Origin of the sequence: Dysgonomonas sp. ZJ279, assembly GCF_011039205.1 — a bacterium.
In the GTDB taxonomy this organism is placed as follows: Bacteria; Bacteroidota; Bacteroidia; order Bacteroidales; family Dysgonomonadaceae; genus Dysgonomonas.
On sequence record NZ_JAAKEL010000002.1, the window covers coordinates 43,174 to 65,319 of the forward strand.

Annotated in this window: 19 protein-coding genes; 4 read left to right on the forward strand and 15 right to left on the reverse strand. The window is 38.8% G+C overall.

Annotation, left to right across the window (positions count from 1 at the left end; genetic code table 11):
- Positions 1–76: 76 nt before the first annotated feature.
- Positions 77–1,096, forward strand: coding sequence for a hypothetical protein (locus G7Y57_RS04045; RefSeq protein ID WP_165020918.1), 1,020 nt, complete (start codon positions 77–79; stop codon positions 1,094–1,096).
- 546 nt (positions 1,097–1,642) lie between these two features.
- Here G7Y57_RS04045 and G7Y57_RS04050 read toward each other — a convergent pair.
- Positions 1,643–2,929 (reverse strand): tyrosine-type recombinase/integrase, encoded by a 1,287-nt coding sequence (locus tag G7Y57_RS04050; RefSeq protein ID WP_165020919.1) that lies wholly within the window; start codon positions 2,927–2,929, stop codon positions 1,643–1,645.
- A gap of 262 nt (positions 2,930–3,191) precedes the next feature.
- Entirely contained in the window at positions 3,192–6,371 is a 3,180-nt protein-coding gene (locus G7Y57_RS04055) for a valine--tRNA ligase (RefSeq protein WP_165020920.1), read from the reverse strand.
- 130 nt (positions 6,372–6,501) lie between these two features.
- Here G7Y57_RS04055 and G7Y57_RS04060 point away from each other — a divergent pair, with 130 nt between their 5' ends.
- Positions 6,502–7,341 carry a polymorphic toxin type 23 domain-containing protein gene (locus tag G7Y57_RS04060; protein WP_165020921.1) on the forward strand — a complete coding sequence of 280 codons (840 nt, stop codon included), beginning with the start codon at positions 6,502–6,504 and terminating at the stop codon, positions 7,339–7,341.
- Position 7,342: 1 nt separating this feature from the next.
- Positions 7,343–7,924 carry a hypothetical protein gene (locus G7Y57_RS04065; RefSeq protein WP_165020922.1) on the forward strand — a complete coding sequence of 194 codons (582 nt, stop codon included), beginning with the start codon at positions 7,343–7,345 and terminating at the stop codon, positions 7,922–7,924.
- Here the strand turns inward: G7Y57_RS04065 and G7Y57_RS04070 are convergent.
- From G7Y57_RS04070 to cysK, 9 genes are all read right to left on the reverse strand, one after another.
- Entirely contained in the window at positions 7,917–8,390 is a 474-nt protein-coding gene (locus G7Y57_RS04070) for a hypothetical protein (protein ID WP_165020923.1), read from the reverse strand. The two genes, G7Y57_RS04065 and G7Y57_RS04070, sit on opposite strands and share 8 nt — an antisense overlap.
- A gap of 35 nt (positions 8,391–8,425) precedes the next feature.
- Positions 8,426–8,737: a hypothetical protein gene (locus G7Y57_RS04075; RefSeq protein WP_165020924.1), complete on the reverse strand. Its 312-nt coding sequence runs from the start codon at positions 8,735–8,737 to the stop codon at positions 8,426–8,428.
- Positions 8,738–8,744: 7 nt separating this feature from the next.
- Positions 8,745–10,136, reverse strand: coding sequence for a transglycosylase SLT domain-containing protein (locus G7Y57_RS04080; RefSeq protein ID WP_165020925.1), 1,392 nt, complete (start codon positions 10,134–10,136; stop codon positions 8,745–8,747).
- 25 nt (positions 10,137–10,161) lie between these two features.
- Positions 10,162–11,118: an NAD(P)H-dependent flavin oxidoreductase gene (locus tag G7Y57_RS04085; RefSeq protein ID WP_165020926.1), complete on the reverse strand. Its 957-nt coding sequence runs from the start codon at positions 11,116–11,118 to the stop codon at positions 10,162–10,164.
- A gap of 107 nt (positions 11,119–11,225) precedes the next feature.
- Complete coding sequence (gene rplS, locus G7Y57_RS04090; protein WP_165020927.1) at positions 11,226–11,591, reverse strand: 50S ribosomal protein L19; 366 nt, start codon at positions 11,589–11,591, stop codon at positions 11,226–11,228.
- Between the two features lie 819 nt (positions 11,592–12,410).
- Positions 12,411–12,710: a GIY-YIG nuclease family protein gene (locus G7Y57_RS04095; RefSeq protein ID WP_165020928.1), complete on the reverse strand. Its 300-nt coding sequence runs from the start codon at positions 12,708–12,710 to the stop codon at positions 12,411–12,413.
- Positions 12,711–13,162: 452 nt separating this feature from the next.
- Positions 13,163–13,624 (reverse strand): GNAT family N-acetyltransferase, encoded by a 462-nt coding sequence (locus tag G7Y57_RS04100; protein ID WP_165020929.1) that lies wholly within the window; start codon positions 13,622–13,624, stop codon positions 13,163–13,165.
- 7 nt (positions 13,625–13,631) lie between these two features.
- Entirely contained in the window at positions 13,632–14,927 is a 1,296-nt protein-coding gene (locus G7Y57_RS04105; RefSeq protein WP_165020930.1) for an O-acetylhomoserine aminocarboxypropyltransferase/cysteine synthase family protein, read from the reverse strand.
- Positions 14,928–15,023: 96 nt separating this feature from the next.
- A complete protein-coding gene (gene cysK / locus G7Y57_RS04110; protein WP_165020931.1) occupies positions 15,024–15,971 on the reverse strand; it encodes a cysteine synthase A in 948 nt (315 codons plus the stop codon).
- A 272-nt stretch (positions 15,972–16,243) separates the two neighbouring features.
- Between cysK and G7Y57_RS04115 the strand changes: the two genes are divergently transcribed.
- Positions 16,244–17,530, forward strand: a complete 1,287-nt coding sequence (locus tag G7Y57_RS04115) for a UDP-N-acetylmuramoyl-tripeptide--D-alanyl-D-alanine ligase (RefSeq protein ID WP_165020932.1) — start codon at positions 16,244–16,246, stop codon at positions 17,528–17,530.
- 70 nt (positions 17,531–17,600) lie between these two features.
- Here the strand turns inward: G7Y57_RS04115 and G7Y57_RS04120 are convergent, their stop codons facing one another.
- The 4 genes from G7Y57_RS04120 to G7Y57_RS04135 form a co-directional block, all read right to left on the reverse strand.
- Positions 17,601–18,638: an acyltransferase family protein gene (locus G7Y57_RS04120; RefSeq protein ID WP_165020933.1), complete on the reverse strand. Its 1,038-nt coding sequence runs from the start codon at positions 18,636–18,638 to the stop codon at positions 17,601–17,603.
- Between the two features lie 19 nt (positions 18,639–18,657).
- Positions 18,658–19,428, reverse strand: a complete 771-nt coding sequence (locus tag G7Y57_RS04125; RefSeq protein WP_165020934.1) for a 3'-5' exonuclease — start codon at positions 19,426–19,428, stop codon at positions 18,658–18,660.
- Between the two features lie 92 nt (positions 19,429–19,520).
- Positions 19,521–20,645: a DNA polymerase III subunit beta gene (gene dnaN, locus G7Y57_RS04130; protein ID WP_165020935.1), complete on the reverse strand. Its 1,125-nt coding sequence runs from the start codon at positions 20,643–20,645 to the stop codon at positions 19,521–19,523.
- Between the two features lie 145 nt (positions 20,646–20,790).
- Complete coding sequence (locus tag G7Y57_RS04135) at positions 20,791–22,005, reverse strand: hypothetical protein (RefSeq protein WP_165020936.1); 1,215 nt, start codon at positions 22,003–22,005, stop codon at positions 20,791–20,793.
- Positions 22,006–22,146: the final 141 nt, after the last annotated feature.

Genomic DNA, 22,146 nt, shown 5'->3' on the forward strand with positions numbered 1-22,146 from the left:
CTTGGGTCGTGGCTATTTTGATATTTAAAAATCCAAAGCCCAGCAGATTGCCTATTCTTTGGTATAAGATTACTATATGTACAGAAGATTTTTAAATGACATCGACTATCTGGGAGTGATAACAAGTGATGCACTCTCGCAATTAACCAGAGGAAATGCAGACCGATTTATTCAGGCTGAGGAATCGGCTGAAATAAGTATTGTAGAATACCTGAGCGAGAACTACGAAATTGAACAGGAACTCAGCAAAGGTAAGTATATTGCCGACTATGACAGGGCAATCACATATCCTGTGGGAGTTCATGTTTATTTTGAAGATAAAATATACGAGGTAATCCGTTCGATAAGCGGATTTAAAGCACCTTCTGATGTTGAATACTGGGAAGAATATATTGATATCAATATAGAACCAGAATCTAAACCGATATACACTCAGTTTGGAACATACTACAAGGACGATATTGTTTGCTACAATGGTATGTTATATATCTGTCGTGAAGAGAATGGCTATAAGTTTGCCAATATACGTATTCCGATGGTTAACGGTTGGTTAGAGGTTGTCTATTCAGAATGGCAACCGATAGAATATAGTTTATGGGATGTGGTCAGTTTTGAAAATGGGTTTTACACGCTGTTGTCATTGGATGGTTTTGATAATAATCTCAATCCATTGGAATGGTTAAATTGGGGTGCAATTGCCGATTATGATTCGCTATACAACGAATACGAACTGTCGGACCATGAGTATGTGGTATACAATTCAAAGGTGTATTATCCGGAAATTGATATAAATGCCGATATCCCCGAAGTTGGTATTAACTTATCCTTGCATGATAACAGGAACTACAACCTGAAAAAACATATGGTCCGTCTAGCAATATATGAACTGACTAAGTTGATAGCGCCTAACAATGTGAGTGTAGTTCGTATGCGTGATTATGAGGATTCGATGAAGTGGCTCTCGGATGCTTCGAAACTAAAACTGAATCCGCAGATACCCCGTAAGTTAGCTGAAGACAAGAAACCTGTCACAGATTGGCAATTGGCTACTTTTCAGACGGATTACGACCCGAATAAAAATCCGTGGTTGACCTGAGAAAAAATTAATAATTCGTTTTACCCAATTTTCATTTTGTTGTAAGGTGAAGGTCAATAATAATCAAACAATAGGCAATTAATAAATTTAAACCATCTCTTATGACTCCGATATTTTCAGGTTCGTAAGTATTACTAATTTGATAAAATCGTTCTTCTATCTCCTGTATATCATTTGCATCTAAGTAGCTTAAGTCGAGATGATCATTAAACATGAACTTCAACCATGACAATAGCTGTCTAGTACTTAACTTCTCAAGTACATATTTGATTTATGTCGATTCACTTCTATCGGAAAGAGAATTAAACTCACTTGCGAGCCGGATTATTTGTCTTATCCTGTTCATATAGATCAAAGGTATAAAAAAAATATTTTTTACTTTACAAATAAAAAGTAAAAAGCCAGTATTATAGTACTGGCTCGGTTTGATTCAATCAAATTATCTTATTGATTTCTTTTCTCGTGGCTTTATTGAAGATAGGGATATAATAGTGTCTGTCGATTGAAGTGGTGGTATTTCTTTAAAAATTTACGTTATATGGAATACTAAAACATTTCATTCATATGATTGAGTACATCATCCTTGTGGGTTTGATCCCAGTAATGCTTATATATAGTGTTCGGACTATTTCCGGCAAATTTTGCTACTGCAATCGGATGATATCCTTCATCTATCATTTTGGTAATGAATGTACCTCTGGCTGCATACCAAGTGAATGATTTCTCTAGTTTGAGTATTTTAGATACTTTTTTCAGGGTTCTGTTTACCTTGTCCTGAAGTCGTCTTGTACATCTCCATTGCTGAAGTTCTGTTTTATGTTTTATGGTGAAAATAGGAAGTACATAGTTTTGATAGCATTTATTTTTATATTTTTCCACAATGGCTTTTGCTTTGGTATTAAAAGGCATTTCGGCTTCTTTGGGGAATTTAGTACGTTCGTAAATTATTATACCATCTACAATACAATCCCATGTAAGATAACAAACATCTACACTAGCCATTCCTCCTGCATAGAAACTGAATAGAAACAAATCGATCCAATATTTTTCTTTATTGCTAAATTGGCTTTTATCCATTTCCTCTATTCGTGTAATAATCTCGTAAGAGATGGTTTGAGGAGGGGTTTCTTTACGTTTAATATAATGCTGAACACATTCAAATAACTTCTTGTCTGTGTAAGGTTGCCCCATTTGATTTGCATTATAAAAAACTCCTAAAAACTTTTTTAATTTTTCAGGAAGACCCGCACTTGTCCTTTCCCGGATTCCTCTTTCCTGAAAATATATGACAAAATCCTGCAAGAATTTTTCATCGATATCTTTGAAAAAATAGCTTGATAAACTTTTTCCATATACTTCTTGTGTGAATATTTGAAGCTGATTTTTGAAAAACTTATACTGGCGGGCGTTATTAGTACAAGTTATAAATTTTCCGTTTTTAAGCCTTTTCTGACTCTTCATGTTTTCCATAATAGTGTCAATACACTGGGACACTGTCATTACTTTTACTTTCTGTTTTGTTGAATCATCTTTCTGCTTTTCATCAAAATAATGGGACCACTGGACTGGTGACCATTTAATGCCTTCTGCCTCCCAATCTTCGGCTACTTTTTGATATTTGAGGCGAAGATCAAGCAGAATCTTATTCTTACTTAATGCATCTTGGGATTTTGGTTTAAAGCATTGTTTTGACTCAACCCAGTCCTCATATCGTCCTGATACGTTTAGTGTTTTGGACACTCTGGGGTAACCTGTCTGGAAAAGAATCATGTCCAGCTTAATCAACTTACCATCTTTAGGGTGTGGTTTTCCTTTGAAATTAATTGTAAACATTCTTAAGTGGTTTTAATTGCCATTATGTAGTATTGAATCCTACATATTATTCTACATAAGAATAAGGGTATGCCACAAAAAAAGGTTTACTAAGTACGTATTTTAGTATATAGTCCGTACTAGTAAACCTTTATAAATATCTTACAATATGATAGTTGAGTATATATTACTCTGTATATAATGGAAAAAGAGGCTATCCAAATGGGTAGCCTCTTTTATGTATGTATTTGTTTTGCTGTGTAGCCAGTCTCTTTTCAGAGGCTTACCTACTCAAATTAGCAATACTTTCTTTTATCGTATTAATCTTACTTTGGGCATCAGCCTGTTTCTTGCGTTCGTTTTCTACGATTTCGGGTTTTGCGTTGGCTACAAACTTCTCGTTGCTTAGTTTTGCTGCTACCGATTTGAGGAAGCCTTCGAGGTAGATCAGCTCTTCGTTCAGCTTAGCCAATTCTTCTTCTATATTGATATTGTTTCCTAATGGTACTGAAAACTCGGTAGTACCTACAAGGAACGATGCGGCTGTGGCATCTTTTTCTGTAACAACTGAAATAGAAGTGAGGTTGCCCATTTTAGAAATAACAGGATTGAAAGCATTGTTATACTCTCCTACTATTTCCAACGATAATTCGTCTTTGCTGGCGATACTCTTTTGTAGACGTATTGTTCTGATTCCCGACACGATCTCTTTTACCTTATCGAAAGATGATAGTAAATCGCTGTCGATCGTTTTACCTTTAGGCATTTCGGCAACCATGATACTTTCGTTTTCTTTTCTGTCTGCCAACACCTGCCATAGTTCTTCGGTAATGAACGGCATAAACGGATGAAGCAAACGTAGCAACGAGTCGAAGAATCCGAGAGTAGCTTCGTATGTCTTGGCATCGATAGGTTTCTGATAAGCTGGCTTGATCATCTCTAAGTACCAAGACGAAAACTCGTCCCAGAATAGTTTATACAACGACATCAAGGCTTCCGACAAGCGGTATTTGCCGAACGAGTCTTCTACTTCTGCAATTGTTTTAGCCAATATATTCCCGAACCATTCGATAGCTATCTTAGCCGATTCGGGTTGTTCTATCGTATTGTCTACTTCCCATCCTCTTACAAGGCGGAAAGCGTTCCATATCTTATTGTTGAAGTTACGGCCTTGCTCGCACAGGCTTTCGTCGAATGGCAAGTCGTTACCGGCAGGAGCGGTTAGCAAAAGCCCCATGCGTACACCATCAGCACCGTATTTATTCATCAGTTCGATAGGGTCGGGCGAATTGCCCAGTTGCTTAGACATCTTGCGTCCCTCTTTATCGCGAACGATACCAGTAAAATATACATTTTTGAAACATGCTTCACTGCGATATTCATATCCCGCCATAATCATGCGAGCCACCCAGAAGAAGATAATATCGGGCCCCGTTACCAAGTCGTTGGTAGGATAATAGTATTGAATCTCTTTATTCTCGGGATTGTTTATACCGTCGAATACAGATATAGGCCACAGCCATGATGAGAACCAAGTGTCAAGACAATCCTCATCCTGACGCAGGTGGAAGCCTCCCCCTACCCCTCCTAAGGAGGGGTATTTAGCTATTGCTGCTTCCCTTGCTTTTTCTTCATTTTCAGCAACTACAAAGCCCCAACTTCCCCCTTCGGGGGGACTGAGGGGGGCTTGTATGTAGTATGCAGGTATCTGATGTCCCCACCACAATTGGCGGCTGATACACCAGTCTTTGATATTCTCCATCCAGTGACGATAGGTATTCTTGAACTTCGCAGGATAGAATTTTATAGTATCGTCTTCCACTGCATCGAGTGCAGGTTTGGCAAGATGTTCCATTTTTAAGAACCATTGCATCGACAGTTTAGGCTCGATAGGCACATGTGTGCGCTCCGAGTAGCCCACCTTGTTGGTATATGCTTCTGCTTTTTCGAGCAGGCCTAGTTGTTCGAGGTCTTTCTCTATTTTTTTACGAACATCGAAACGATCCATGCCTTCGTATTGAAGTCCGTGTGCGTTAAGCGTTCCGTTATCGTTGAAAATATCGATAGCTTCGAGGTTGTATTTCTCACCCAGCATGTAGTCGTTCACATCGTGAGCAGGAGTCACTTTAAGGAAACCTGTTCCGAATTCCATATCTACATAGTCGTCTTCGATGATAGGAACTACACGATTAACGATAGGCACGATTACTTTCTTGCCTTTCAGATGTGCCGTTTTAGGATCGTTCGGATTGATACAAACGGCTACGTCACCAAAGATAGTTTCGGGGCGAGTAGTGGCGATAACGATATAGTCAGAATCTCCAGCCCCCTCAACTCCCCCCAAGGGGGAGCTACAGAGAGGGTCTTTTTCTGATGCTTCCGAGTTGGAAAGCGAGTCTTGTATTTTTTGTAGAACTGTTTCGGTATTGGCTATAACTTCTTCGTTCGAGAAGCGCATCACCTGATAACCTAAGTTTTCTAATATTTCTGTTCTTAGTTGATCTGCTTTTTCAATTTCGGGTTCGTTATGATATTTGCCATCAACTTCTATTATCAGCTGTTTAGAAAGACAAATAAAATCAACAATAAAATTCTCTATAACGTGTTGACGTCTGAATTTATCGCCTAACTTCTTAGCTCGCAACATTTCCCAAAGAGCACTTTCTGCTTCAGTGGAGAATCTGCGCATATCCTTAGCATGCTCTTTCAGCAAATCGTAATTCTCACACTTAGCTGTCTGATATTTATGGTATTTTGCCGCATCAGCCTTATCTTCTCCTTTTCCATCTGCTTGCTCCACTTCTGCGCCAGCCCAAGCTCCCCCTTGGGGGGAGTTGAGGGGGCTAGTACTTATCTTATACCTCAGATAATACAGCTTACCATGTTCTTCCTTATGTATAACTTCTTCGTCCGAAAGGGCTGTTTTAGCCTGTGGATCCCAGTTTACCATGCGTACACCACGGTAGATAAGTCCTTTGTTGTATAGGTCGACAAATACTTTGAATACACTCTCCGAGCGTTTCTCATCCATAGTGAAGCACGTACGATCCCAGTCGCACGAAGCACCGAGTTTCTTGAGTTGTTCGAGTATAATACCCCCGTGTTTGTGCGTCCATTCCCAGGCATGCTCCAAGAATTCGGGACGGCTAAGGTCGTTCTTATTAATACCTTCGGCTGCCAGTTTGCCAACAACTTTGGCTTCGGTGGCAATAGAAGCATGGTCGGTACCCGGTACCCAGCAAGCATTCTTACCCATCATGCGGGCACGACGAACAAGTATATCCTGTATCGTATTGTTGAGCATATGCCCCATGTGCAGTACACCTGTGACATTAGGCGGTGGGATAACAATAGTAAACGGTTCGCGACTATCGGGTTCTGAATGGAACAGATTGTTTTTGAGCCAGTACTGATACCATTTATCCTCTACCTCGGCAGGGTTGTATTTGCTTGCAATTTCCATGTTTATATAATAAGTACTAATTAGTCGGTTTATATATACGAAACAGGTCGGTGACCTTAAATTCGCTAAAGGGTACAAAAATACGAAATAGTTTATATATTTTTGCTGTAAATCACTGCGAACATACAAAATGAGTTATATACAAAGACGAAATGAAGTGGGAAACCGAACAGGACTAAGTATAGCTTATCTACTTCTTTTCCTCCTTTCGGTTCCGTATATCAATGCTCAGAGCAGGATTCATTTCGATAATGACGATATAACATCCCTCACTTTCAGGCCAAACAGACCTACCGGATTCAGTGTATCGATGTCGGTCGTAGCCATGTTCACAGCAGGTGCGGCAGATCGTTCGGGGTTCCGTTTAGGGGGTGGTATCACTGTTGCGCAGACCGTTGGCGACTGGACTTTCTCTACCGGATTCGATGCCTACAAAGCAACGGAGAAGTTCGGATTGGGAACGACCTTTGCAGGTACATCCTACTACGACGGCAGATATGGCGCATCGTATTATGTTAACAGATATTATCAGGAAGGAAAGCAGATATCGGCCATAGTAGGAGTCGAAGCGCACGACTTTAAAATTAATTTCGAAGATGATATACTCGCCTTTCCGTTCACAGGGTTTGCTGCTTACGATCGTTACAGGACAGCAGCTCTGGAGTTACAATACAAAGGTTTTGTTCTGGGCACGAATGTATATACAACCGATATCAATGGTATGACCGATGCATCTTTCCACAATAGCAATGGCATTTATACCGACGGAAAACAGATATCAAGCCCTATCTATCTCGGCTACACAACCAACAATGTAATACTCCGCTACGGACTGAACAGCAAGACCGGCGGTTTTGTGGGTCAAAATGCATGGCATCGGAAACTATTCAATACGCCTGATTTCAAATCGGGTGATTATCGCAATAAGTTTATTCAGATAGGTGCTTACAAACCATATACATTATACTGATATGAAGCGAATTATCTTTATCATAATCTCCGTAATACTGATGTGCAGTTGTGCATCACGCCCCAAAGGCTTTACCTATCTGCATAACGACACGGATACAGGTTTAGATACATTGATCGATACAGATGGATATTACACCGTGCAGCGAGCATGCGATTCTACCTTTCATTCTCTCTTTATGTTTTACCCCAATGGCTTATTTACAATAGCAACCACGAGCGAAATGTTGCCCGAACTGATCGATTGTTTTGAAAACGGAGGAAAATCTACTATCTGCAAATATCCTCTTTGGGGTACTTACAGAATAGAAGGCGATGTAATAAAAACACAAGTAATAAGGACGGAGGGGAACGGCTGTGTTATTTTCAGAGATTATAAGATAGGTTCGGATAGAAGTATTATAAACATAAGCGATTATATCCGTCCCGAAAACACCAATCTGGGCTATATGGCTAACTATCCCAGCTTCACAGAGAACCCATGCCCGACTGCGGCAACGTTTCATCCCTCAACTACAAAGAGAGAGATAAAGGATTGTCCACTGCTTAAAAAGAGATGGTTCTCGATCAGGCAATCTAAATAAAGCGATCAGCCCAATAACCCGGAAGACCCAAATGCAGACGAATCGTTTTATAAATAGCCTTTTCGTGCGTAAAGTCTATCTCGGCAAATAGAAATGTGTAAATATATGATAATGCAAGTACTACGATTGAAGCCAGAACTATTAAGGTGAATAATTTATTTTTCTTTAATCGAAATTTCTCAACACTAAAGAGTCGCAGTCCGCACACTGTAAGAAAGAAAATTGCAATATAGTAGATCAAAAAGTCTATCGCAAAATATACAGGATTGAAGAATGTATTAAGCGAAGTCGCTTTATTGTCGGTCAACCAAATGAACGGAAAACCAAAACCTCTGTATGTGTCATCGATTTCATCTCCATAAGGAATATAGCTTTCCAGATGAAAACTGAAAGACAATAAGAAAAAACATATAATTGTGATAAAAAATGCAAGAATCAGTGTATTTAAATTGAACTGTTTTTCCATATTTTATATATCTCTTTTATTCCCTATTAACCCCTTCATACGCCAATCGACCTTAGCCGAATGAGTATATAGATCAATGCAATGACCGTAGGTGCAATGAGAGACGAAACATAAATTTCAGTATTGAAACTTATATAAGTACAGACAAGCCCACCCAATATGATTGCTACCCCTGCACAAATCAACGACTTAGATATAACACCAACCGCCTGTTTCAACTTATCAGCTTTATTGGGCGAATCGAGGATGTCATCATAACCGGCTATAAATCGAGGGTTTATCTGAACTAAGACTCCTGATAAAATGATAAGCAAACCCATAATGGCTGATATTTGTATTCTAATCATAATCAACTTATTGTTTATTCGTAATCCTCCTAAACCGCTCGGTAGTAGAAAGCACATCGTTCACATACCTGATAGTCTCGCCACCTCTGAAATATCCACTCTTACATACAGGGTCGTTGTAATATTCGGGATTGCTTTTCAGCTCCACATACTTCTTCACATTGCCTTCCCATACAGTAGGATCAGCACCATATTTCGATGCAAGCGCCTGAGCATCGTTGATGTGTCCGTTGCCACCATTGTAGGCAGCGAGTACAAATTTAATACGCTCATTCGGGTCACTTACATTTTTAAATATTTTGTCGAGTCTGTCCAGTAGTTGTATGGCTGCATCTATACTAAGTTCGGGATTCATCCGATCGTCGCTCGACAACCCCAACGACTTGGCGGTACGAGGCATTAAGCCCATTATACCTGCTGCTCCTGCCCACGATGTGAGATTGTTCTGGAAGCGTGATTCGTGGTAAGCTACGGCAGCAATCAGATGCCAGTCGTACTTAGTGCCTTCGGCATGTTTCTTGAATAGCTCATCATAAACAGAGATAGAACCTTTGGGCAAATTTTTGGGAATCTCGTACTCTCCATCGAATGTACGCTTGCTCAACTCGAAGTACTTTTTGGTAATATCTTTATATACAGGCGTGTTATCATTCTCGGCAAACCAATCGTTCAAAGCCTGTGCCAGAAGCGGTGTATCTTTCCTTACAGCCCACGAAGAGCGCTGATCGAAACTGATAGGAAGCGATATATCTATATTGCGGTAATAAGTACGGTTCAGCTTGGCGATATACTCGTCGCTTATCGTATATTTTATTTTACCCAGCGACACCATCTCGATGAGGTCTTCGCTCGTAATAGTATCTTGCTCAACATCTTTGATAATGATACCTCCGCCCAGTTCGGCATTGAGGTTTTTGAGGCGTTGATGGTATTTCGTATTATGCTTTACATAAACTTCTTTACCGATAAGGTCGGTCACATCCTGTATCAGGGTATCACCCTTGTTGGCTTGTTGCACCAACACCTGATGCGATACCTGAGATAAACCGCAGTAGATGATAGAGTCTTTCAGTTCGTTTTGTATAGGCAGTTCGTAGGCAATCAGATCCCCCTCACCGTTATGAAGCATCTCGACAAGGCGATTGACATTCTCGGCAACCTTTACATTGAGTTTCAATCCGTGATGATCGCAAAAGTCCTGGGCAAGATCGTAATCATATCCCATCGGTTCTTCCTTGTATATAAAATAAGAGGTAGAGCTATTCAACGTGATAATCGTTAATTCGCCCTTTGCCAATATCTGGTCAAAATCATGTACCGCATTCTCCTTCTTACTCTTACACGAGAAAGAGAGGATCAAGATACCAAGAAGAGGCAGGATGAAACGAAACTTACCCATCGGATTTTATTTTGATTACATTTTCTTAAAACTTCGAGTCTGCCGTTATCAGCTTATCTATTTTGCTGTTATATTCGGCAATAACGTCTTCTACCACTTTGGCGGCTGATGGTAGGTCGTCGATAAGAGAGCTTATCTGTCCTATTTCGAGTTCGCCATTCGACAAGTCTCCTTCGAAGATACCTTTCTTCGATCTGCCACGACCCAACAATTCACGTATTTCGTCTGCCGATGCACCTCTGTCTTCCATCGTTTGCACAGCATTGTAGAAGTCGTTCTTGATCATACGTGTAGGGCTAAGTTTCTTCAACGAAAGCATTGTATCTCCTTCTTTGAGTCCGATGCACAGTTCTTTAAATTCTTTCGATGCCGAACTTTCTTGTGTGAGTGCAAAGCGTGAACCCATTTGTATACCTTCCGCACCCAGAGCAAAAGCAGCGAGCATACCATCTCCTGTACCGATACCACCGGCAGCTATAAGGGGAATAGACAGGCTCTTTCTTACTTGGGGAATAAGTACCATTGTCGATGTTTCTTCGCGACCGTTGTGTCCTCCGGCTTCGAAACCTTCAGCAACAACTGCGTTTACTCCTGCTTCTTCACACTTCAGTGCAAATTTTGAACTGGAAACAACATGCGCTACGATGATACCGTGATCTTGCAGTTTCTTTGTCCATGTTTTAGGATTTCCGGCAGAAGTGAAAACGATCTTAACACCCTCTCCTACGATTATATCCATAATCGTATCTATTTCGGGATACATAAGCGGCACGTTTACCCCGAAAGGTTTGTCTGTTGCAGCCTTGCATTTTTGAATATGTTCGCGCAGCACTTCGGGATGCATCGATCCTGCACCGATAAGTCCTAAGCCTCCTGCATTACTTACTGCCGAAGCCAGACGCCAACCGCTGCACCAAACCATTCCACCCGAAATGATGGGATATTTTATACCGAAAAGTGATGTTACTCTATTATTTTTCATTTATTATTTTGTTTTATTTCGTATGCAAATATAACAAAAACAAAAGAGCCTGCTTAATAGCAGACTCTTTTATATTTCGTATCGTTTGGTAAAAGTCGGGAATCAGATTACGCTTCTTTCTTAGAAACGAAACGTTTTTCTTTGATTCTGGCTTTTTTACCTGTAAGACCACGTAGGTAATACAATTTAGCACGACGTACTTTACCAACTTTGTTTATAGTAATACTATCGATAAATGGAGATTCGATAGGGAAGATACGCTCAACACCGATGTTATCAGACATTTTACGAACTGTGAAACGTTTTTTGTTTCTATGTCCTGTAATCTTGATTACTACACCACGATATTGCTGAACACGTTCTTTGTTACCCTCTTTAATACGGTAAGCGATTGTTACTGTATCTCCACTTTTGAATGCAGGAAACTCTTTTCCTGTAGCAAATGCTTCTTCTGCAACTTTAATTAAATCCATGATTGATATGGTTTTATTGTTATAATACACGCAATATACACGAGCGTCTCCCGTCAGAGATTACGTTAGCGGATGCAAAATTATAAATATTTCTTGAATATGCAATAGCTTAATCGCCTTTATTGTAGAGAATTGTAGAGAAAAGGGATTTTAGCCTCTCTAACTCTCCCAAAGAGGGGCTGCAAAGAGAGTAGGAGGAGTAATTATAAATTATGAGTTAGCGCCTCTGTCATTCCGAAACATAGTGAGGAATCTACTATATGCACTATATTATAATAGTGGCGACAGATCCCTCACTGCGTATCGGGATGACAGGGTCAGGGTACAAGCATGGCAGAGCATAAGATAACTACCTACTACCCCAAGGACAAAAACACGAAGAGAGTATTGCGTAAATGCGTAAGGTGCGTAAAGAATGTACACGTTTACGCATTTACGCAGCAGACATAGTTAATAGTATATCCTCTCTGTCATTCCGAAACGCAGTGAGGAATCTATTATATCCATTGTATTATAAGAGAACAGATCCCTCCTTACAGGTCGGGATGACAGGGTATAAGAATAACAGAGAAAGAAGCACCCCTACTACCCCAAGAACAAGAATGCAAAGAGAGTATGTATGCAAATGCGTAAGGTGCGTAAAGAACTGTGCATGTTTACGCATTTACGCACTTTACGCAGTAGGTATAGTTAATAATATATCCTCTCTGTCATTCCGATACGCAGTGAGGAATCTAATTATGAACACTATATTATGATAGTGACAACAGATCCCTCACTACGTATCGGGATGACAGAATATAAGAATAACAGTCTTTCTTACTCGCTGATCTCTTCATTCAAAAAATTCCAATCAGGATTGAAACCATGGATAAGCTTTTCTTTTTTCTCTCGACGCCATCCTTTCAGTTCCTTTTCTCTGTCGATAGCCTGTGCTATATTTTCAAAATATTCCCAATATATAAGATAACATATATTATACCTGCCTGTGAAATGCCTTTTCCCATTACCAGAATCTTCTTGGTGTTCGTATAGTCGCCTGGCAAGATCATTTGTGACACCTATATAGAGAACGGCTTTACTCTTATTTGTAATTATGTAAACGTAATAATTGTGCATGTATTTGCATTTTTATCTTTTCAAAAAGTAAATATAATACTTTACTTGAAAGATTAATAATTAGCTATTTCAACAAGGCTGTATATCTACATATTCTGTTGCTCTTACAATAATATTCTTTGCTCTCACAAGGCATAGTGAGATAGCCGCATTATCATCCTAAACAACTTAGATAGGAGATGCTTCTTTTCGTCAGCATAACAGGGAGATCAAGTGCGTAAATGCGTAAAGATGTTATATGTTTACGCACTTTACGCAGTAGATAAGCACTACTTTTACCCTCTCTGTCATTCCGATACGTAGTGAGGAATCCATCATATACTCTGTATTATAAGAGAGCAGATCCCTCCTTGCAGGTCGGGATGACAGGGTATAAGACATGACGGAGCATAGGTGTAACAGAAAATGCTATATAAAAATAAGAAAGGGGCTATTACTAACCCCTTCTTATCCTATACACTAAACACCATCATTATATTGCACCGATCATAACTCGAATCTGTTATGGGCACTTCTTTAAATCCTAATTTCTGATAGAGAATGATAGATGCTTCCATCTTTGTATTCCCTTCGAGAAAGAGACGATCTATATTACGCTCCTTTGCATAGTTTATCAGATACTCGCCTAACCTTCGTCCAAAACCCAAACCTTGCACGGTAGGACTTACAGCCATTTTGGCTAATTCGTAACTATCATTATGCGCATGTTTTATCAATGCACAACAACCAACCACTTCGCCATCGAGCAATGCCAGAAAAATCTGACCACCATTTGTTATAATATCCTCAACATTCTCTAATGTCTTAAGATCGGATTCTTCTAATACGAAGTAAGTCGTTATCCATTCGGTATTCAGCCGAATAAAATCTTGCTTATATATTGGTTTATATAATTCGATACTGACTTCAGCCATCAGGTTATTATATTTTTGCTAATGCCTTTTCTAAATCTGCTTTAATATCTTCGATACTTTCGATTCCGACAGAAATACGCAGTAGACCCGGTATAGCACCTGTCGATATTTTTTCTTCTTCCGACAATTGATCGTGAGTTGTAGATGCAGGATGTATGATCAACGATTTTGCATCACCCACATTTGCCAGATGGCTTATCAGTTCCAAGTTGTTGATTACTGTATCGGCATTTGCTCCTGCACCTTTCACTTTGAATGAGATAACTCCGCCAAAGCCTTTTTTGAGGTACTTCTTAGCTAGAGTATGATATGCACTGCTTTCCAATCCCGGATAGTTTACGTATTCTACTTTAGGATGTTTCTCCAACCATTGAGCGAGCTTAAGCGCATTCTCCACATGGCGCTCCATACGTAGCGATAGTGTTTCGAGCCCTTGCAACAACAGGAACGAGTTGAAAGGACTAATTGTATTACCCCAGTCGCGAAGGCCTTCTACACGGGCACGAAGCGTAAATGCGATATTACCGAAAGGGCCGTCTGTACCGAATACATCCCAGAACACAAGACCGTGATAACTTTCGGACGGGTTTGTAAACTCAGGAAATTTACCATTACCCCAATTGAATTTACCACTATCGATAATCACACCGCCTAATGATGTACCATGACCGCCAATCCATTTGGTTGCACTTTCTACTACAACGCTTGCTCCATGTTCCAACGGACGGAAAAGATAACCTCCTGCTCCGAATGTATTATCTACAATAAGTGGTATATTATGTTTGTCTGCCACAGCAGCGATAGCTTCAAAATCGGGAATATTCAGATCGGGATTACCGATTGTTTCTAGATAGATTGCTTTTGTCTTATCGTCGATCAGTTTCTCGAACGATGCAGGTTCATCATTTGGCGTGAAACGAGCCTCAACACCAAGGCGTTTGAACTGATTCTTGAACTGGTTGAATGTTCCGCCATAGAGATGTATTGTAGAAACAAAATTATCTCCGGCTGACAGAATATTATTAAGTGCTATAAATTGAGCCGATTGCCCCGACGAAGTAGCCAAAGCAGATGCTCCACCTTCGAGTGCAGCAATACGCTTTTCGAATACATCGGTCGTAGGGTTCATTAAGCGGGTATAGATATTACCGAATTTTTTCAATGCGAAAAGATCGGCTCCATACTGTGCATCGTCGAATGTATACGAACTTGTTTGATAAATAGGCACTGCACGCGAACGGGTATTTGGTTCTTTCTCTTGTCCGGCATGTACTTGTAATGTCTCAAATTTATAGTTGCTCATGATTCTGTATTTTTATATTTTATAATAAAGAGTAACCGACTGTTAGTGCGATTACTCTTCCGGAATTTAAATAGACTAACTAAATAACACTGTAACTTACAGTGGATATTCTTCGAAGGCATAAAGCACTGTCGACAGATAACGTTCTCCCGTATCGGGTAGTATAACGACAATGTTCTTTCCTTTATTTTCGGGTTTCTTAGCAAGTTGGGTTGCAACATACGTAGCAGCTCCCGACGATATACCTACAAGGAGACCTTCTTGGCGAGCCAATTCGCGGCTGGTGCGAATAGCATCATCGTTGCTTACCTGTATCACCTGATCTACTACTTCGGCATTGTATGTTTTAGGAATGAATCCCGCACCAATACCTTGTATTTTATGAGGACCCGGTTTTCCTCCCGACAACACGGGCGAGTCGGTAGGTTCTACAGCTATGATCTGTACATTAGGATTGTATTTCTTCAATACCTCTCCCACTCCGCTAACGGTACCACCTGTACCTACTCCGGATACAAAAATATCTACCTTACCATCTGTATCGCGCCATATCTCTTCAGCTGTTGTTCTTTTATGAACAGCAGGATTAGAAGGGTTGGAGAATTGTTGGAGAAGAACTGCTTTTGGGTTTGCCTGTTGCAATTCTTCTGCTTTTGCTATTGCACCTTTCATACCATCAGGTCCGGGTGTCAATACGATATTAGCACCTAATGCTTTAAGCAAGTTACGACGTTCGATACTCATCGTTTCGGGCATTGTCAGAGTCAGTTTATAGCCTTTAGCCGCAGCTACAAATGCCAGACCGATACCTGTGTTACCACTTGTAGGTTCGATCAGTTCGCTGTCGGGTTTGAGTACGCCAGCAGCCTCTGCGTCTTCTATCATTGCATTTGCAATACGGTCTTTTACACTCGATGCAGGGTTGAAATATTCCAACTTGGCTATTACATGTGCATCAGGACTGTGTTTCTTATTGTAATTGGTCAGCTCTAATAATGGAGTGTTACCAATTAAATCTGTTAATTTTTTTGCTATTTTACTCATCGGTGTTATAAATTTTAATTTTCAATGAGACAAAGTTAAATGATATTTATCAACTTTGAAATCACCATTATGAGGTATTTTCATACCATGTTTATGGTATATGAATGATTGATAATAATTCTAAAAAGCAATTAAGAAGAGTGTTAAATATCACTTTTTAACCTTACATTCGTACTAACTTAAATTTACCTAGAATTTCATATAAGAATAGAACAATATATGAATAAAAGCGTTTTATAAAAGAAATAATTTATTAGCGTATTTTTAATATTATGGAGATACCTCAACTGTACGATATTTATAAAAAATATCCTTTAGTTACTACTGATACCAGGAATTGCACGAAAGATTCTTTATTCTTTGCCCTTAAAGGAGCAAATTTCAATGGTAACGAATACGCCTCAAAAGCAATCGAATCGGGATGCAGCTACGCAATTGTAGACGAAGCAAAATATGCTACTGCCCCCAATATTATATTGGTAGAAGACTGCTTGAAAACATTACAGCAACTGGCCAATTATCATCGCAAAAAACTAAAAATTCCAATTATAGGTATCACCGGGACTAATGGTAAAACGACTACCAAAGAGTTGATGATGTCGGTATTGGCAACAGAGTATAATGTAATTGCCACACAGGGCAATTTCAACAATCATATAGGCGTTCCATTAACCTTGTTGCGCATAAAGAAAGAACACGAGATAGCCATTATAGAAATGGGGGCGAATCATGTGGGCGAAATCAAGATTCTTGCCGACATAGCTGAACCCAACTACGGACTAATCACCAATCTTGGCCGTGCACATATAGAAGGTTTCGGTTCGTTCGAGAATATAGTAAAGACAAAAGGCGAATTGTACGATAGTGTGAGAAATGCCAAAGAAGGCAAAATATTTATCGACAATGACAATTCTCTGCTGAAGCAAATGGCTGATGGGATAACCACTATATCTTACGGACTCGAAGATGATTTATTCATTTCGGGCAAGGTACTATCAATCAATCCGTACCTTCATTTCGAGTGGAAATTTGCCAGTACCCAAAATGAGGTTAAGACAAAATTGATCGGAGAATATAATCTGTCGAATACGTTAGCAGCCATTACGGTGGGTAAGTATTTCGGTATAAAAACCGAATTGATATGCAAGGCGATCGAGGAATATGAGCCAACTAATAATCGCTCGCAACTAAAAGAGACTGATAAGAACATGCTTATCATCGATGCCTACAATGCCAACCCGACAAGTATGCATGCTGCTCTCGAGAACTTCAATCACATGAAGGTAAATCATAAGATACTTATTTTAGGAGACATGAAGGAACTGGGACCCGATACTGATATGGAGCATCAGAAGATCGCTGATTATATTGCCAAACGTGACTTTGAGAAAGTTTTTCTGGTAGGCGAATGCTTCAACCGGGTAAAAACAAACCACCCACGATACAAAGATTTAGAAGAACTAAGAAGCTATATAGTTCAGAATCCAATCAAAGACAGTTATATATTGATCAAAGGATCGAGAGGCATACAGTTGGAGCGGTGCATAGATGTATTGTAAAGATATTAAAATAGGACAAACAAAATAGGCATGAAGAAATTCATGCCTATTTTTGTATGATCGAAATCAATTATAATTTCTCAGTTATTTTTCTTCGCTTTCCCAGAATCTCCGGAAAATACCGCTCAAGGATTAGAATTATGGGATAATGGGCTATCAGTATAAATAAAGAACTAAATAATGAGAAAAACGGTACAACTGGCAGATCGAAATGACTCCAAGCAGCATCAAGCCATCTAATCAACAGATAGTTTGTTCCTATTATTAAGATAGTATTATTTGCAATAGTAGTGAGCAATTTACTGCTATATTTATCTAATTGGAAGCAAATAATAAAGATGCTAAGTGATGCTAATATAGCTACAAAATAAAATAGAAATAGGTTCCTACCCCAGAAACAATGGAAAAGCTCGACAATATGGCCATTACTATTATAAAGACCTATATATATAACTATTAAAGATATTACCGAAAAAATAATCAGATGCATATATAATGGCAAAGCCCGAATCAACTGAATAACATTATTCTTTTTTAAGAAATATCCAAAAAGAAAGAAGGGAATTGCCAACAGTGCACTCTGGATATAATAATATGGTATTACATACCCCAATTTATCAGATATATAAACTAATGAGGCTGAAAGAAAACAAATAACTAGAAGTATATAGTTATTCCTATCGCAATTAATTACATTAAATATAGTCTTCGTAACAAACAGAGCTAGCAAAAACCAAGTAGGTCGGGTAAATCCCAGTATATTAAAATCAGAGGAAGCCAATTCTCCTAATAAAATAGCCTGAATGCACTTCAAAATATCAAATATATTATTTTCTATTCCGTATCTGGCATTATTAATTATAACGTATAAAAGCCCGATGAAATTCATCAAAAGATATGGTAAAATCAATGTTTGCACATCTCTCTTTATACCATCTCTTGTATTTCTATTCTTGTGTAAAAATCCCGAAATAATAAAAAAAAGAGGCACATGAAACCAGTAGATAACCTCTCTTAATAGAAAAGGAATACTGGAATGCCCTAACACTATTAGATATATCCCAATAAACTTAGCCCAATCAATCCAGTTATAACGCGCTAAAGCCATTGATAATCATTTCTGCTTATTACTTGTTCATCTCTCTTAATCTGATCTTTGTAAGAGCTTGCTTTGTATTCAAAGGGAAATCGGCATCCATCATCCATGCATAGAAGCTAGGTTCTGATTTTAAGACCTGCGCCACAGGTTTACCCTTATGTTTTCCGAAATTAAATATTTCGATTCCATTCTCATCTTTAATAATACGACCTGCGAGATCAACATTGTTATTGAAAAAAGAATATTCGGCAGCCAGTTTTTCCATATCGTTTTCCAGATCGGGATATCTATCTAACTGCGCTTTCAGTACTTCGAACGTCGCAAGCGTATCGGCTTCTGCCGAGTGGGCATCGACTAGCGTCTTGTTGCAATAGAATTTGTATGCAGCCTCAAGGGTACGTTGTTCTTTTTTATGGAAAATAATCTGCACATCGATCATTTTTCTCTTACTGAAATCAATATCAACACCTGCACGAAGAAACTCTTCTGCAAGAAGCGGTATATCGAAACGACTCGAATTAAAGCCTGCCAGATCACAGCCTTCCATCTGATCGGCTAACGATTTAGCTATCTGACGAAATGTAGGGCAATCTTTTACATCCTCGTCAGAGATACCATGAATGGCAGTTGCTCCGGGAGGAATAGGCATTTCGGGGTTCAGCCGTTTTGTTCTCACCTCTTCTTTCCCATTTGGAAAAGCCTTCAGATATGATATTTCAACTATCCTATCGTGAACAGTATCTGTACCGGTCGTTTCTAAATCGAAAAAAATCAATGGGTTCTTTAAATTCAATTCCATAAAATGGTATTTTAAGAAAAAACTTTATCACTCTTCTATTTACGAGGAAGACTGATAAAGTTTCTATGATATAATTATTATTTTCTGTTCAATTAATCGTTAAGCATCATCGGCATCAACAACATCAATAAATCTTCGTTATCCTCATTTTCGGTAGGGATAATAAGCCCTGCACGAGATGGGTCTGATAGCTCTAGCGACACCTCTGTAGAAGGAATATTATTTAGTATATCTATAAGGAAACTCGATTTGAATCCGATATTCATAGGAGAACCGGTATAATCGCACGGAATAGTTTCTTCGGCAGCAGTGGAGAAGTCGATATCCTGAGCCGACACAACAATACTTTTGTCCGACAACTGCAATCTGATAAGGTTGCTCGCCTGATTAGAAAATACCGATACACGTTTCAATGCATTCAGAAATGCTAAACGATCAAGTATAACTTTGTTTGTATTATTTTGAGGGATCACCGAGTTATAATTCGGATAACGTCCTTCTATAAAGCGACAAGTCATTGTATAGCTCGACATTTTTATATAAGCGTTATTCTCATCGAATTTTATCTCAACTGTTTCCGATTCTTTAGGAAGAATAGAACGTAGCAAGTTAGCCGGTTTTTTAGGAAGAATAAACGATGCTCTTTCCTCTCCTTTAGCTGCAAGAGTTTTGCAACGTACAAGTTTATGACCATCCGATGCGACAAAAGTCAGATCGTCTGCTGTTATATCAAAGTAAACACCATTCATTACAGGGCGAAGCTCGTCGTCTGCACTTGCAAACAATGTACGATTGATACCCGAAAACAATACCTGAGGATCGAGAGTCAGGCTAACAGCCGAATCTTTCAATTCTTTAGGTTGTGGATAATCGTCGCCACTCTGACCGATAAAATTATATTTTCCGTTGTGGAAATAAATAAATGTTTCCAGATTATCGCTATTTATTTCGAAAGTCAATGGTTGCTCAGGAAGCTCCTTTAGTGGATCAAGCAAATTCTTTGCATTAACAGCAAATTTGCCACTACCTTCTGCCTCGTTCACTTCGAGAGAAGTAACCAGACGCGTTTCCGAATCGGCAGCAGTAAGTGAAAGAGTAGAACCGTTAAGGTCTAATAAGAAACAGTCCAAGATAGGCAATGTATTTTTTGAATTGATCACCTTACTTATCGCTTGCAAATGGCTTAATAAAGCCGTGCTAGATACCACAAATCTCATATTCTTCCTTCTATTTAGTATTTATACTTTTGTATTTTTATTAAAGCAAATGTAAGAAAAATATTCGAGTGTAACAACGGTGTGAATATTGTCTTTACGGAAAAGATATTGACAGAACAATAAATGGAAAAAAATGCCTTAAATGTCATTCCAAATCTTCGAGAACATTTAGTATCAGATCACATTTTTCGTTTAATTTGTTTACTGCTAAGACTGTCTTATTTACCACTTCATCAGGGCTATTACCTTGTGAATCTCTGAGTTCTTCGAAATTTATTTCTGCCGTCAATACTTTACCCGAGTGGTTTTTATTGGCTATATTTTCCTTATTGCGCTTCTCAACGTCCTCAAGCAGGCCAGTAATAATATCATACATTCCGGTCAGGCCATCATACATATCCTTCAATTCTCTTAAGTAACACATCTCGTTATTTAATGCCTTATAGCTATTGAGATCCATATCCGGATATTTAGTTTGCACAGCATATCTAACTTTCTCGTCACTTAAAACCCTTAGTTTGCCATTTATTCTTTTAAACGCTGAAAAACATTCAAAAACGGTTCTATTCTCATCTTCTAAGTCTGCTATTAGCTTTTCATCCAAAACAGCATTAGCTCTTAAATCATCTAAAACAGCAACTATCTTAGCTTCTAACTTTGTATCATAATTATCTCTTCCTTCTCTTGATATAAATCTTAGTCCATCTATAGCATAAAAAAAGAAAGGAATATACTCCTCCGTCTTGGGGGAAGCGCTTAAGACTGGTAATTCGCCAGAATAATTCATCTGTTTTAGCACTTCATCTATTTTACCAGCTATAGAAAGATAGTCTTTTCTAGCCTCTTTATATTGTTTATTATAAAGTATTATTTTTGTAAGTTCGTCAGCATTTAAATCAAAATAGTCTGAGTCCGACATCCTTCTCGAAACAGCATAAACAAGGTCATATCCATCCAATAAAACATTATAGGCATCACCTAATTCCTTCATATAGAACGACTCATTATTAGAAGAATATACTTGTTCAATTTTCACATTATGCCTATCCAGTTCCTTTTTAATCCCTTCGGAATACAATATCCTGAGGCTATCATTCTTTGCCCTAAGACTGTAAAGGGCTGATTTAAAATCATCACTCATCCCTGCATATAAATCCAAAAATTCCGGAGAACAATTTTGTGATATTTCAGCATATCTAATGCTCAAATCTATCTCCTTCCACAGTAATTCTTCCCGCTGATCTCTCTCTTTTTCCGAAAGCCAGCTAGTACCATCAATAGCATAAAACTTTCGCGCTTGTTGGCTTTGAGCGTTTATGCTTAATAGTAGGAGTATAATTATCAAAACAGATTTATTCATAATATCAGCGTAGTTTATTCAAGCTTCTAGGGTCTATACAAAACTACATAAAATAATGATTATTGAAGAATACAAAAGCATTCTTTTGCTCCGAATAATAGTTTTCGCAGCAATCGCTCCTGTTTAGATAATTACTCGAAA

Excerpts from the sequence above, each read along its gene's own strand:
- G7Y57_RS04045 (WP_165020918.1), top strand. The coding sequence starts at position 77 with ATGTACAGAAGATTTTTAAATGACATCGACTATCTGGGAGTGATAACA.
- G7Y57_RS04050 (WP_165020919.1), bottom strand. The coding sequence starts at position 2,929 with ATGTTTACAATTAATTTCAAAGGAAAACCACACCCTAAAGATGGTAAG.
- G7Y57_RS04055 (WP_165020920.1), bottom strand. The coding sequence starts at position 6,371 with ATGGAAATTGCAAGCAAATACAACCCTGCCGAGGTAGAGGATAAATGG.
- G7Y57_RS04060 (WP_165020921.1), top strand. The coding sequence starts at position 6,502 with ATGAGTTATATACAAAGACGAAATGAAGTGGGAAACCGAACAGGACTA.
- G7Y57_RS04065 (WP_165020922.1), top strand. The coding sequence starts at position 7,343 with ATGAAGCGAATTATCTTTATCATAATCTCCGTAATACTGATGTGCAGT.
- G7Y57_RS04070 (WP_165020923.1), bottom strand. The coding sequence starts at position 8,390 with ATGGAAAAACAGTTCAATTTAAATACACTGATTCTTGCATTTTTTATC.
- G7Y57_RS04075 (WP_165020924.1), bottom strand. The coding sequence starts at position 8,737 with ATGATTAGAATACAAATATCAGCCATTATGGGTTTGCTTATCATTTTA.
- G7Y57_RS04080 (WP_165020925.1), bottom strand. The coding sequence starts at position 10,136 with ATGGGTAAGTTTCGTTTCATCCTGCCTCTTCTTGGTATCTTGATCCTC.
- G7Y57_RS04085 (WP_165020926.1), bottom strand. The coding sequence starts at position 11,118 with ATGAAAAATAATAGAGTAACATCACTTTTCGGTATAAAATATCCCATC.
- rplS (WP_165020927.1), bottom strand. The coding sequence starts at position 11,591 with ATGGATTTAATTAAAGTTGCAGAAGAAGCATTTGCTACAGGAAAAGAG.
- G7Y57_RS04095 (WP_165020928.1), bottom strand. The coding sequence starts at position 12,710 with ATGCACAATTATTACGTTTACATAATTACAAATAAGAGTAAAGCCGTT.
- G7Y57_RS04100 (WP_165020929.1), bottom strand. The coding sequence starts at position 13,624 with ATGGCTGAAGTCAGTATCGAATTATATAAACCAATATATAAGCAAGAT.
- G7Y57_RS04105 (WP_165020930.1), bottom strand. The coding sequence starts at position 14,927 with ATGAGCAACTATAAATTTGAGACATTACAAGTACATGCCGGACAAGAG.
- cysK (WP_165020931.1), bottom strand. The coding sequence starts at position 15,971 with ATGAGTAAAATAGCAAAAAAATTAACAGATTTAATTGGTAACACTCCA.
- G7Y57_RS04115 (WP_165020932.1), top strand. The coding sequence starts at position 16,244 with ATGGAGATACCTCAACTGTACGATATTTATAAAAAATATCCTTTAGTT.
- G7Y57_RS04120 (WP_165020933.1), bottom strand. The coding sequence starts at position 18,638 with ATGGCTTTAGCGCGTTATAACTGGATTGATTGGGCTAAGTTTATTGGG.
- G7Y57_RS04125 (WP_165020934.1), bottom strand. The coding sequence starts at position 19,428 with ATGGAATTGAATTTAAAGAACCCATTGATTTTTTTCGATTTAGAAACG.
- dnaN (WP_165020935.1), bottom strand. The coding sequence starts at position 20,645 with ATGAGATTTGTGGTATCTAGCACGGCTTTATTAAGCCATTTGCAAGCG.
- G7Y57_RS04135 (WP_165020936.1), bottom strand. The coding sequence starts at position 22,005 with ATGAATAAATCTGTTTTGATAATTATACTCCTACTATTAAGCATAAAC.